The 13,598-nt window shown below is 37.7% G+C and carries 12 protein-coding genes; 7 read left to right on the forward strand and 5 right to left on the reverse strand.

The genetic code is table 11. The features are described 5' to 3' along the window. Window positions 1-56 precede the first annotated feature (56 nt). The 4 genes from ACO1O5_RS12875 to ACO1O5_RS12890 are packed head-to-tail and all read right to left on the reverse strand — an operon-like array spanning window position 57 to window position 2,961. Window positions 57-677, reverse strand: coding sequence for a Maf family nucleotide pyrophosphatase (locus tag ACO1O5_RS12875; RefSeq protein WP_486270815.1), 621 nt, complete (start codon window positions 675-677; stop codon window positions 57-59). Window positions 678-688: 11 nt separating this feature from the next. Beyond that, complete coding sequence (locus ACO1O5_RS12880) at window positions 689-1,621, reverse strand: geranylgeranylglycerol-phosphate geranylgeranyltransferase (protein ID WP_486270817.1); 933 nt, start codon at window positions 1,619-1,621, stop codon at window positions 689-691. Window positions 1,622-1,649: 28 nt separating this feature from the next. Then, window positions 1,650-2,171, reverse strand: a complete 522-nt coding sequence (locus tag ACO1O5_RS12885) for a KdsC family phosphatase (protein WP_486270819.1) — start codon at window positions 2,169-2,171, stop codon at window positions 1,650-1,652. Window positions 2,172-2,193: 22 nt separating this feature from the next. Further along, window positions 2,194-2,961, reverse strand: a complete 768-nt coding sequence (locus tag ACO1O5_RS12890) for a Rossmann-like and DUF2520 domain-containing protein (protein ID WP_486270821.1) — start codon at window positions 2,959-2,961, stop codon at window positions 2,194-2,196. Between the two features lie 296 nt (window positions 2,962-3,257). Here ACO1O5_RS12890 and topA point away from each other — a divergent pair, with 296 nt between their 5' ends. The 5 genes from topA to ACO1O5_RS12915 all read left to right on the forward strand — a co-directional run bounded on the left by topA (window position 3,258) and on the right by ACO1O5_RS12915 (window position 9,430). After that, entirely contained in the window at window positions 3,258-5,789 is a 2,532-nt protein-coding gene (gene topA, locus ACO1O5_RS12895; RefSeq protein ID WP_486270823.1) for a type I DNA topoisomerase, read from the forward strand. Between the two features lie 154 nt (window positions 5,790-5,943). Then, on the forward strand, window positions 5,944-6,813 hold the full coding sequence (locus tag ACO1O5_RS12900) for a transglutaminase-like domain-containing protein (protein ID WP_486270824.1): 870 nt from the start codon (window positions 5,944-5,946) through the stop codon (window positions 6,811-6,813). 14 nt (window positions 6,814-6,827) lie between these two features. After that, window positions 6,828-7,319, forward strand: coding sequence for a methylated-DNA--[protein]-cysteine S-methyltransferase (locus ACO1O5_RS12905; protein WP_486270825.1), 492 nt, complete (start codon window positions 6,828-6,830; stop codon window positions 7,317-7,319). 122 nt (window positions 7,320-7,441) lie between these two features. Beyond that, a complete protein-coding gene (locus ACO1O5_RS12910; RefSeq protein ID WP_486270827.1) occupies window positions 7,442-8,632 on the forward strand; it encodes a PQQ-dependent sugar dehydrogenase in 1,191 nt (396 codons plus the stop codon). A gap of 87 nt (window positions 8,633-8,719) precedes the next feature. Further along, window positions 8,720-9,430, forward strand: a complete 711-nt coding sequence (locus ACO1O5_RS12915; RefSeq protein ID WP_486270829.1) for a VIT1/CCC1 transporter family protein — start codon at window positions 8,720-8,722, stop codon at window positions 9,428-9,430. A 696-nt stretch (window positions 9,431-10,126) separates the two neighbouring features. Here ACO1O5_RS12915 and ACO1O5_RS12920 read toward each other — a convergent pair. Then, on the reverse strand, window positions 10,127-11,116 hold the full coding sequence (locus ACO1O5_RS12920) for a cation diffusion facilitator family transporter (RefSeq protein WP_486270831.1): 990 nt from the start codon (window positions 11,114-11,116) through the stop codon (window positions 10,127-10,129). Between the two features lie 80 nt (window positions 11,117-11,196). Between ACO1O5_RS12920 and ACO1O5_RS12925 the strand changes: the two genes are divergently transcribed. Together ACO1O5_RS12925 and tsaD are read left to right on the forward strand one after the other, a co-directional pair. After that, entirely contained in the window at window positions 11,197-12,441 is a 1,245-nt protein-coding gene (locus ACO1O5_RS12925; protein ID WP_486270833.1) for an ABC transporter permease, read from the forward strand. A 13-nt stretch (window positions 12,442-12,454) separates the two neighbouring features. Continuing rightward, entirely contained in the window at window positions 12,455-13,471 is a 1,017-nt protein-coding gene (tsaD, locus tag ACO1O5_RS12930; protein WP_486270835.1) for a tRNA (adenosine(37)-N6)-threonylcarbamoyltransferase complex transferase subunit TsaD, read from the forward strand. Window positions 13,472-13,598: the final 127 nt, after the last annotated feature.

The following is a 13,598-nucleotide window of genomic DNA, read 5'->3' on the forward strand; positions in this document are numbered from 1 at the left end:
TTGAAAGAAAAAATAAAGAAAATATCCTGATTGTCCTAACAGCCAGTTTATGAATCTCACGGATTTTGGAAACTTGTTAGGTTTTCAGAAGCTGCAAGGTTTGCTAATTCCTTCACCACCCTGCTAACAGGCAATCCCATTACATTATAAAAATCACCGGCAATAGAACGAATGCCGGTAACACCGATCCATTCCTGAATGGCATAAGCCCCGGCTTTATCATACGGTTTATAATTATCAACGTAATATTCAATCTGCTCACGGGAAAGCGCATAAAATTCCACTTTTGTTTCATCTGCAAAAATTATTTTTTCGCCTCGTTTCAAAATACAAACCCCCGTAATAACAGAATGGGTATTTCCCGACAATTGAGAAAGAATTTGGATGGCATGTTCGCGGTCGTAAGGTTTGCCAATAACCACATTTTTTAAAACAACAATTGTATCTGCTGCAAGAATCGTATAATCTTCTGCGTTAGTAATTAAACCGGTTAAATCATTTTTTACAGCTATTGCTTTATTACAAGCAATGTGGGTGGCAATTTCTTCGGGCCTCAAATGTTCAGGGTAGCTTTCATCGGTGTTTGCGACAACTACGTCAAATGGAATTTCTGCCCACTGAAGTAACTGGCTTCGTCTCGGAGACTGTGACGCTAAAATTATTTTCTGAATCTTCATTTTAATACTTTTTAAAAGAAAATCATTGACAGAATACCTGTGAGCATAATGAGTTTAACGGCGTTACTCAACCGATGAAAATCTTTCGGAGACTGAGCCGTATATAATTTACGCAACACCCATATAAGCGGTATAATTATAGTTAACAAAGAGTAGATGGCCGATAGCCACCAGCCCAATTGAATTACATAGAATTGTACAAAGGCAACGCCTGCAATTATAACTACAAGCCACACGGCGGCAAAGACCTTTGATACCTGCAAACCCCAAACAATAGGCATGGTTGTGCAGCCATATTTGGCGTCGCCCTGCATATCTTCCATATCCTTAATTACTTCCCTTATAAGTGAAATAATAAATGCAAATCCGGCATAAATAAAAGAGACCTTCACCAGTCGCTTCCAATAAATGTCTGGAAAAACAATCCTGAAACGATATTCAGAAAAAGTAAGTACAAGAATTACCCAGGCAGTAAGCAGCGAAATTATTATATTACCGATGAGAAGCTTTTTCTTAAAAGTAGTTGAGTAAAAAAAAAGAGCAATTATGGCCGCAAAATTTAACAGGGGTATATAAAAATTACGAAGTTTGTAACCAACGTAGCAACTTATTCCAAGACCAATGAAAGATAAAACGATATGCCATACAATTGTCCAACGCCTTTTAATATAACGATCAACGATAAGTTTGCCGGGTTTATTTACAAGATCAATGTTTACATCAAAATAATCATTGATGACGTACCCCGCTGCTGCAATACACACCGAAGCAAAAACCAGCCAATAGAACAGCGGCAATGAAAGTTTTATATTTTCCCCGTAGGCATTATTTGAGCCCCTGTAAACAAAATTCAACACAAAGAACCTAAACAGAACTTGTGTAGCAGCAATAAAAAAAAGATTCGGCCACCTGATTAATTTAAAAAATGCTGATACAATATTCATTGGAGTATCTTTTTAAAATAAATTGCTATCAGGTAGCAGCAACAATTGTTTCCAATGGCCAGCTATTGCTAAGCTTAAGCACTTTTTCAATAATATCTCTTACACATCCATATCCTCCTTTGAACGGGGAGATGTAAGAAGATATTTGCTTTATCTCAACTGCAGCGTCACAGGGGCAACATGCAAAGTCTGCAATAAGCATGCAGCTATAATCGGGAATGTCATCCCCCATAAATAAAATTTCGCCGGGCCCAGCATTATTATTTTCAATATACTCTTTTAAACAAGCTGCCTTATCATTTACTTTCATAAAAATACCCGTAACACCTAATTTGCTGAGCCGTTCAACCACCGGCCCGGATTCGCTACCTGAAATTACAACGACTTTGTAACCGGACTTTATGGCTAACTGCAATGCGTACCCGTCTTTTATATCCATACGGCGGAGCCATTCACCGCCGGGATTAACCAGGAGACCCCCATCAGTTAGCACACCATCCATATCAAAGACAAATGTTTTTATTAACCGTAATCGGGAAAGAATATTCATGGGTTAAAGATATTAAAGCGTATCAATGCTTCTCATGAAATTTCAAAATACTTTCCGAAAGTTTAAGATACAGGTATTTCATATCGGGAAATGACGAGAGTGCCTGTAAATGCCTGTTAATGGTAAAGATATCTTCCCGCATGGCCGGCCCTGTTTGAACATCATGAGGCGAATTATTATTTACTTTGGAAGTAACTTCATTTACGAGCGGCAATAGATTCTTAAAATCGATATTCTCTTTTTGACAGAAACTTTCAGCAATTGCATACATGTGATTGGTGAAATTACCTGCAAACACCGCTGCAATGTGGTAATGCAGCCTTTCTGTTTCATTAACTGATATTACTTTATTTGAAAGTGTTCTTGCAAATTCAGTAATCTGGTGCAGGGATTCTTTATTATTGCCTTCGACAAGGAAAGGAATCTCAGGAATTTGGTCTGATATTTTGGACAATGTTTGCAACGGATAAAGGATACCATAAGTTGAAGAAATATTTTTCAAAACATCTTTCGATACGGAACCAGCTGTATGTACAACAAATTTATTTTTTAGTCCTTTTATTTTTTCTAATGAATCCAGCGATGCATCGTGCAATGCAACTACATAAATATCTGCCGAAGCAAATTCGGGTTCAATCAATGAAACGGCATCAGCATTATATTTGGATGCAAGAATGGCAGCGTGATCCCGGTTTCGGCTTGCGATCTGCACTATTTCATGACCGCCTTTTTGAATTAAACTGCTTAGCACGGTGGCAACATTACCCGAGCCTAGTATTACAACCCTCATGTAGATTTATTTTTCAACCACAGGTATTATCAAATTAAATGTTTGATTTTAGTTTTGGCCTGCAAGATTATGTTTAAAAATGCGTTATTATAATTACCGATTAAAAATGGTTTTACAATTATAGGATTTGTAATAAATGGGGGTAAGTTGCGAAGATAATAATGCCTCATTAAAATTCCTATTTAGTTTTTAAGATTCCATTTTTAATTTTTAAACTAATATTGCAGCAAACGGAAATATTTTATTCTTGTTACTTAATGCGATTTAAATAACGAGAATTTGATTAAATAAATAATATGGCGAAAAATTTATTGATAGTTGAGTCCCCTGCGAAAGCAAAAACCATCGAAGCAATTCTTGGAAAGGATTTTGAAGTTAAAAGTTGTTATGGCCATATTCGTGACCTGGAAAAGAACGATATGGGAATTGATATAACAAATAATTTTAATCCCACTTATATAGTACCTCCCGAAAAAGTTAAAGTTGTTAATGAACTAAAATCTCTTGCAAAAAAGGCAGACGAGGTCTGGCTGGCTTCGGATGAGGACCGAGAGGGAGAAAGCATCAGCTGGCACCTTGCTGAGGTATTAAAATTAGATCCTAAAACTACCAAACGAATCGTTTTTCACGAAATAACAAAACCAGCCATAGAAAGAGCGGTACAAAATCCCAGGATTATCGACATGAACCTGGTAGATGCGCAGCAGGCCCGAAGGATTCTCGATAGGATTGTCGGGTTTGAACTAAGCCCTGTACTGTGGAGAAAAATTGGACAGCAAGGTGGTTTAAGTGCGGGAAGAGTTCAAAGCGTTGCAGTAAAATTAATCGCAGAAAAAGAACGTGAGATTAATAATTTCAAAGCAACGAGCAGTTTTAAAATTGAAGCGTTGCTGGCAGCGAATGATATCAATAATAAGACTGTTACTTTTAAAGCGGAAGGAAATAAATATAATGAAGCAGCAGATGCTGAACAGTTTTTAAAAACCTGTATTGGCGCAAATTATACTGTAAAGGACGTACAGGTTAAACCCGGGAAACGTACACCTGCAGCCCCTTTTACCACATCAACTTTACAACAGGAAGCGAGTAGAAAACTGGGATATGGCGTAAGCAAAACTATGTTACTTGCCCAGCGCTTATACGAAAGTGGAAAGATTACGTATATGCGTACCGATAGTTTGAACCTTGGTGAAACTGCAATGAACGATATCAAATTGCAGATCAATAAAACTTATGGAGAAAAATATTTGCAGGTTCGTAAATACAAAAACAAAAATGAAAGTGCACAGGAGGCACATGAAGCGATTCGTCCGACTTATATGCAAAACAATTCGGTAGATGATCCCGAATTAAACCGTTTGTATGAATTAATCTGGAAGCGAACAATAGCGAGTCAAATGGCAGATGCCGAATTGGAAAAAACCATTGCAAAAATAAATATCAGTACCAACAATGCCGAGCTTACTGCAAGCGGTGAAGTAATCAAATTTGATGGATTTTTAAAAGTTTATTTTGAAAGTACCGATGACGATGATGATGCTGAACACGACGAAAGTCGCTTGCCAAATTTAACCGTTGGACAATCATTGGATTTTAGCCAGATGACGGCGACAGAAAAGTTTACCAAACATTCAGCCCGTTATACGGAAGCGTCATTGGTTAAGAAACTGGAAGAACTGGGAATTGGCCGGCCAAGTACTTATGCTCCTACCATTTCAACAATTATTAAAAGAAATTATGTTGAGAAAAAAGATAAGGAAGGTGTAAAGAGAGATTACCGGATTTTAAAATTGAAGAATGATGTTATTCAGAAGGTAACTGAACAGGAAAACACAGGTGCGGAAAAATCAAAATTATTTCCGACAGATCTTGGTTTGGTTGTTACCGATTTTTTAAACCTGCATTTTGAAAAGGTGATGGATTATTCTTTTACCGCAAATATTGAAGAAGAGTTTGATGAAATTGCTGAAGGGAAAATGAAATGGAGCACAATGGTCGGTGATTTTTATGGCCCTTTTCATTCAGGTGTTGAACATACGCTCGAAACAGCGGAAAGAGCTGTTGGTGAAAGATTGTTAGGTACAGATGAAGCAACAGGAAAACCTATTATAGCGCGGATGGGTAAATATGGCCCAATGGTACAGATAGGTGCACCAGATGATGAGGAAAAACCAAGATTTGCAAAATTAAAATCGAGCCAGAGTATTGAAACGATCAGCATGGATGAGGCGCTTGAATTGTTTAAGCTGCCTTTAACTCTGGGGGAACACGAAGGTCTCGAAGTATCAGTAAACATTGGTCGTTTCGGACCTTACGTAAAATGGGGCGAACAATTTATTTCGATACCCAAAGGTGAAGAACCCTCCGATATGGATCTAAAAAGAGCCATCGAAATTATTCATGCGAAAAAAGTTGAAGATGCTCCCATTGGTTATTACGATCAAAAACCTATAACAAAAGGGAAGGGAAGATTCGGGCCGTTTATAAAATGGAACGATTTATTTATTAATGTTCCGCGGGCTTATAATTTTGATGCACTTACGCAAAAAGATTGTAATGCGTTAATAGAAAAAAAGATTGAGAAGGAAGCTAATCGTTATATCAGGCAATGGCCTGAAGAAAAAATTGCCATTGAAAATGGTCGATGGGGACCATTCATACGTTTCAATAAAAAAATGTTGAAACTATCTGCGAATGGAGCAAAAGGAAAATTTACACCTGAAGAATTAGCGTCGATAGATTTAGAAGAAGTAAAGAAAATGATTGTTGCGCAGGATCCCAAAGCCTTTGATAAAAAAACTGCCAGGAAGAAGGCAAAAAAGAAATAATAACTATAAGTCTATTGCGCAAGTCTTCCAGCCCAAAATATTTCCCGGGGTAGTTATCAATACCTGTTGATAACTAATGACGCAATAATTTATTGATATGTCTTAGTTTTCTATCTTTACATCATCAAAAAACGCATCATTAGTACCCATTGTAATGCAGGAGAATAGGGAAATATCTGCTTTATTTCATCTCATTGATGATCCTGACGAAGAAGTTTTTAGCTCGGTCAGCGATCGTATTGTCTCATTGGGTCGTGCCATAATTCCCAATCTTGAAAATTTATGGGAAACAACTCCTGACCAGAATGTACAGGAAAGAATTGAAATGCTGATTCACAAACTTCATTTTAGGGATCTTGTTCAAGAAATTACCGAATGGAAAAATGGAACCTGCGAATTATTACAAGGTGCATTGCTCGTTTCAAAATACCGCTATCCTGAAATGAACACGACAACTACATTACAGGAGATGGAAAAAATAAGGAGAAACATCTGGCTCGAATTAAACAGTTACCTCACGCCTCTTGAACAGGTAAATGTAATTACGGGTATCCTTTACAGTTATTACAAATTAAAGGGTAACGAAGTAGCATACGATTTCCCGGAAGATTTTTTGATTAATAAAGTAATTGAGCAAAAAAAAGGCAATGCAATTACTAACGGCATTTTATATTTGATCATTTGCGAGCTTCTCGATATTCCGATAAAAGCAATTAACATCCCAAGGCAGTTTATTCTTGGCTATTTTGATATTGATTATAATTTCCCCAACCCCGAAAGGCAAAAGAGCGAAAAAATAAATTTCTATATTGATCCGCTCAACGGGCAGATTTATTCGCATAAAGATGTAGAGAATTATTTCAAAAGAATTTCGGTGCCACCCACTGCTTCCTATTTCCGGCAACTAAGTAATAAGCGCATTATCCAGCACTTACTGGAAGAGTATAGTAAGTGTTTTACAGACAGTGCCAACCTTTACAAGAAAAATGATTTAATATTTTTGGCTAAATTACTCGACGAATAATACCAGGTCGCCCAATGTTCTATCATTCCCCTGTTGGCATTATTAAGATTAAAATCTCCGGCAGTTACGTCACTGAACTTTTATACATTAATGATGAGTCAGAAGCTGAGGCTGAATCCATAAAGCTGTCCACTGAAGAAAGGAAAGTGTTAACTAGATGTATCACCCAGTTTGATGAATATTTTTCAGGCAAGAGAAAAATATTTGATTTACCTGTGAAGCAGGAAGGAAGCGGGTTTCAACAAAAAGTCTGGAATGAGCTAATTAAAATCCCTTATGGCAAAACGATCAGCTATTTTCAACTGGCCCAACAATTAGGAGATGTGAAAGCAATAAGAGCTTCAGCTTCAGCCAATGGCCGTAATAAACTTAACATTGTTGTTCCCTGTCACCGCGTAATAGGTTCAGATGGAAGTCTTGTTGGTTATGGCGGAGGATTGCCAAGAAAAAAATGGCTACTGGAACATGAAAATAAATATGCCAACGGAGTTTCGCTTTTATTTTGATAAATTGTAACCATCTATATAAATTCTTAGGTACGTTTTTCTAAAATAAATCGATTATCATTTTTAGCTATATCATTGCCGGAAGATTTTAGTCTTCATTTTAAATTCAATAAAATAATATTATGAGCATTTTTTTTATTTCTATTAAGAGACTGGCTATCCTGCCTATAGCTTTTGCATGCATTGTCCTCGTTCCTGCATGTAACAGCAATAACAATAAAACCTTTAATAGCGGAGGCATGAATGTTTCGCAGAACACCGATTCGCTTTTTAAAAAATATGAACTGGATAAAATAAAATTGCCTGATGGTTTTAAAATAAATGTATATGCCGAAATACCGGATGCAAGAAGCTTGTGCGTTTCTCCAAATGGAACTGTTTTTGTCGGCACAAGAAAAGATAAAGTGTATGCAATAACCGATGAAAATCATGATGGCAAAGCCGACAAAGTTTATGCTATTGCAAGCGGGTTAAATGCTCCTAACGGCGTTGCTTTCAAAGATGGCAGTCTTTATATCGGAACTATATCAGTAATTTATAGAATTGATAATATTGAATCAAAATTAAATAATCCATCGATTCCCGTTGTTGTTTATGATAAATATCCTACGTCTACGCATCACGGTAATAAGTTTATAGCGTTTGGGCCAGACGGAAAATTATATGTTCCGGTAGGTGCACCTTGTAACATTTGTGATTCTCCGAAACCTTATGCATCCATGACCAGGATGAATCCTGATGGCACTGGTTTTGAAATTTATGCAAGTGGAATCAGGAACTCCGTTGGTTTTGCATGGAGCCCTGTTACAAAACAGCTTTGGTTTACTGATAATGGTCGTGATGAATTGGGTGACGACATACCGAGCGATGAACTAAATAATGCACCAAAACAAGGGATGCATTTTGGATATCCTTATTGCCATGAAGGCGATATTTTAGATCCGGAATATGGTAAAGGAAAAAACTGTCTTGATTACACACCTCCCGTAAAAAAATTGGGCGCTCATGTTGCTTCGTTGGGTATGCGTTTTTATACAGGCAATATGTTTCCTGCTGACTATAAAAATGCGATTTTCATCGCTGAACACGGAAGTTGGAACAGAACGGCCCTTGTTGGGTACAGGGTTGTGGTTGCTAAGATGGATAGCAGCGGCGTTCTTGCCGATCCTGTTCCCTTTGCGCAGGGCTGGCTGCAAAATTTAACCAGTGTAAACGGACGGCCGGTTGACGTGCAGGTTTTAGAAGATGGGTCAATGCTCATAAGCGACGATTATAAAGGACTTGTTTACAGGGTTAGCTATAAAGCCCCGTGACAGGCCAATACAAATCGAATCTCATTTAATCTATTTGTATCTTCCACTTTTAACCAATTAACTCTTACACCATTTAACCAGAATCTAATGTCGGATCATCATGATCATCATCATCATCACGCAGAAGAACATTTGCAAAGTTCAGATCTTTTAAGAGATGTAGTTATAGGAATGAGTGATGGCCTCACGGTTCCTTTCGCTCTTGCGGCCGGATTAAGCGGCGCTGTGGCAACCAGCGGTATTATTGTAGTTGCGGGTATTGCGGAGATCGCCGCCGGAAGTATAGCAATGGCACTTGGCGGATACCTCGCAGGGAAAACTGAACAGGACCATTACGACAGTGAATTAAAAAGAGAATATGCAGAGGTAGAAAGAATTCCGGAAATGGAAAAACAGGAGGTAAAAGATTTTTTTGAAAGCATCGGCCTGAGCGAAGAATTACAGAACAGGGCAACAGAGGAGATTGCAAAAGATAAAAAGCAGTGGGTCGACTTTATGATGAAATTTGAACTAGGCCTTGATGAACCAAATCCGAAAAGAGCAAGAAACAGCGCACTAAATATTGGGGTATCGTATATTGTTGGAGGCATTATCCCATTGAGCCCTTATTTTTTTCTTAATGACTCAAAAGAAGCTTTAAAATTTTCAGTTGTGGCAACCTTGATTTGTCTTTTTATTTTTGGATATTTCAAGAGTAAAATTACCGGCGTGCCTGTAATGTCAGGCGCATTAAAAGTAATGCTCATTGGAGCACTTGCAGCCGGTGCGGCGTATGGCGTAGCTATGCTATTTAAATAGAAAATAAGCGGTACAACCGGTAGTATAATTGCTTGTGGGTTCTACCTTTATATAAGTAAGTGTACTCAATTTTACACATAAATAAAATATCGCTTAAGTAGCAACGTTTTATGTTTCAGAAGCCGTTGCTAACCCTATTTACTCACGCTTCTCTGCACCTGTTTTATCTTACAAAAGTTTCATTGAACTTATCATGTTTGCATTTTTTTACAAGGAAGCTTAATGTTTTTTGCGAAAAGATTACACCAATATAGTATCGAATCAACAATTAATAAATCGTATATAATAAATCAAATCAAAACAAAATAATACGTACAGAAGAGCTTAATGGATAATCAGTTTTTGAATTTTGGAAATCCCCCCATTTCTATGGGGGGATATTTTTTTATCAACTTCAATACAGATGAACGAAGAAAAAGACAGTTAGCTTTGAAGAAGAAAGAAAGAAAGGCAATTAAAAAAATAAATGATGATATTTATCCCTTTCGGAATTATTTGTATCGCGATAACCATTATAATAGTAATTGGTCTAAATAAAGCCCGCGATAACAAGAAGACAAACAGAAGAATCAGAAACAGTGAAAGATTTAGAAATACTATTTCAATCCTAAAAGACAGAAACGAAAAAAATAAATAAAATACAATCTGATAGTAAAAATTCTTTGCACATTTCGTATATTAATTTTAAATTTTTTATCAGCTGTTAATTCCATGCCGGGAATTTTTAGAAATATTGTTGATTGTCCATGTTATCTTTTTCTCAAACTCATGCTTGCGCACCATGCAATTTTGTTTCGAACAAATGCGGCATGAAAATTCTTCGCATGCATCTGTATGTACAAACAATTCAACCGTTTCCCCAAATTCATTGCGAATCAATTTTGTAAGCGCTTCCATTTCGGCATGCGCCTCTTGCACATTCAGGTACCAGGGCACCGTAAAATGACAATCACAATGCAGCGTGCTACCATATTTAATAAAGCGCAGGTTATGCAGATCAACCCAATTTTCTTTCCTGTTTTTATTTAACAGATCAACAAGATCATGCAATAATTTCAGATCGGCTTCATCCATAATACCGGCAACGGATGTACGAACAATTTTATAACCGGTAAAAATAATGATCAGGGCAAAGATGCAGGCAACAGTGCTGTCCAACCAGACCTGCCTGGTAAAATAAACTAATAGTAATCCTATAAAAATTCCAATGGTGCTATACGTATCTGTTTTTAAATGCTGGCCACTGGCAATTAATAATAGTGATTTATTTCTTTTGCCCGTTGCTACGCATACAACTCCGGCAAAATAATTTACAACTCCCGTTGCCGCTAATATCATAATGCCGTAGTCAAGTTTGTAAATCTGATGAGGGTAAAAGAAACTGGAGACAGATTTATAGATGATTATAATTCCGGCCACTGAAATTAGTGTGCCTTCAACAGCGGCAGAAATAAATTCAACCTTGCCGTGTCCATAGGGATGATCGGCATCTTTTGGTTTAGCAGAAAGATACAAACTATACAATCCTAAAAATCCCGACGAGATATTCACAATACTTTCCAGGGCATCTGTAAGTATTGCCAGCGAACCCGTTAAATACCATGCAGCAAGTTTTAGCGCAAATAAAACAATTGCAATAACGATGATCAATCTTTGCAACCTTATATTTTCTTTGAAAGGCGTCAATATAAATCTTTTAAGGGCAGCAAATGTACGCACTTGATACCTGAATCTGCAGACATCTTAAAAAACATTAATTTTGCTTCATGCGTAAAACGCTCAACATTTTAGCAAGTTCTTTTCGCCTTACCATGCAGGAATTGATGGTGAATAAGCTGCGTACCGCTCTTTCACTGATAGGAATTTCGTTCGGAATATTTTGCATCATTGGTGTATTGGCAACTGTTAATAGCCTGGAAGCTAACATTCAAAACCAGATCAAAAGCCTTGGGTCGAATACCATTTATATTGACAAATGGGATTATAACGGCGGGCCTGATTATCCTTGGTGGAAATTCATCAATCGCCCTGTTCCAAAATTTAGTGAAGTTGAAGCTATCAAACAACGCAGTCAACTCGCAAAGAATATTGCCTTTGTTATCAATGATAATGTACAGGTAGAATACCAGGACTATGCTTTAACGCGGGTTAATGTATTCGGTGTAAGCGAAGAAGAAAATGAAATCCAGCCGATCACAATGATATACGGGCGCTTTATTTCCGGAACTGAATTTGCCTTGGGGAGCCCCGTTGCGATCATCGGATATACCAACGCCGAAAATCTGTTTCTTGATCCTTCCCTTGCTGTTGGCAAGGAAGTTAAAATCAAAGGGACGAAAGCAAGGATAATTGGCGTTATTAAGAAAATGGGCACGAGTATGATCGGGTGGGACTATGATCAATGTTTTATAACTTCTTATAGGTTTGCAAGAGAAATATTTAACGAGCAAAACAGCCGCCCAAAAATTATTGTGAATGCAAATGAAAATGTAAGTTCTGTGGCGCTGGCAGACGAATTAGAAGGTGTTATGCGTACCGTTAGGAAACTAAGTCCTAAACAGGAGGATAATTTCACCGTTAATCAAATCAGTGGATTTAGTGATAAAATAAGTTCCTTTTTTGTAAGTGTTAATATAGGAGGATGGGCTATTGGAATTTTAAGTTTGATCGTCGGCGCATTTGGTATTGCCAATATCATGTTTGTTACTGTTAAAGAAAGAACTTCAATGATTGGATTAAAGAAAGCGATCGGGGCAAAAAAGAGAAGTATACTTTCTGAGTTCCTTCTGGAATCCGCTATCATTTGCATAATGGGTGGTTTAATGGGCCTGATTCTCGTCTACATATTAACGATAGTCCTTACAAACGCATTTAACTTTCCCGTATTTATTTCCGCCGGAATACTTACACTGGCAATATCAATATGCATTATTATTGGAATATTGGCTGGCATCATTCCCGCATATTCCGCCTCACGCCTAGATCCGGTAGTCGCCATTCGTTCTAAATAATCTTAAATTTTTTATGCCTCACATTCTTGCAATTGAATCTTCATGCGATGAAACCGCAGCCGCAGTATGCCGCGATGGAATTATATTGAGCAACATTATTGCGAGTCAAAAAGTTCATGAAGAATATGGAGGAGTTGTTCCGGAGCTGGCTTCCAGGGCTCATTTACAGGCGATAGTTCCCGTTGTGGACACCGCCCTAAAGAAAGCCAAAGTACAGTTAGATCAAATAGATGCCTTTGCCTTTACGCAGGCTCCGGGATTGATCGGTGCCTTACTGGTAGGAGCAGAATTTGCAAAGTCATTATCACTTGCCTGCGATAAGCCATTGATGGCAGTTCATCATATGCAGGCGCATGTATTGGCAAATTGTATCCAGGTACCCGATAAGAAAAACTCTACTCCCACTTTTCCCTTTCTATGTCTTACCGTTAGTGGCGGACATACTCAAATTGTTTTGTGCGAAGATTACCTAAAGATGAAAGTAATTGGTGAAACGTTGGATGATGCAGCGGGCGAAGCATTCGACAAATCCGCAAAAATATTAGGACTTCCTTATCCCGGCGGTCCGCTTATTGACAAATATGCGAAAAGTGGAAATGCTGACAGATATAAATTTCCCGAACCAAAAATAGATGGATTGGATTTTAGTTTCAGCGGATTGAAAACAGCTATTCTTTATTTTGTAAGAGATGAAAAAATAAAAAATAAAAAATTTGTGGAGGAGAATATGGCGGATATATGTGCATCTATTCAATCCAGGATTATTTCAATCTTATTAAATAAACTAAAAAAAGCGGCGGACGATACGGGTATCTCAGACATCTGTATTGCAGGCGGAGTAAGTGCTAACAGTGGATTGCGCAATGCCTTTGAAAAACTAGGGTTAGAGCAAGGATGGAGGACCTTCATTCCGCCATTTGAATATTGTACCGATAATGCTGCCATGATCGCCATTACAGGTTATTATAAATACCTGGCAGGTATTTTTGAAGACCTGTCGGTTGTGCCATCGGCCAGAGCTGTATTTTAAATATAACCCACGAAGACGCCTGGACCACCAAGTTATATTCTTAACTTTCTTTTCGGCCTCGCGGGATAGTTTTTAAATTTTTTTCTTTGTGATCTTTGTGCCTTAGTGGGAAAATATTTTATTTCAA

The organism is Ginsengibacter sp. (genome assembly GCF_057362405.1).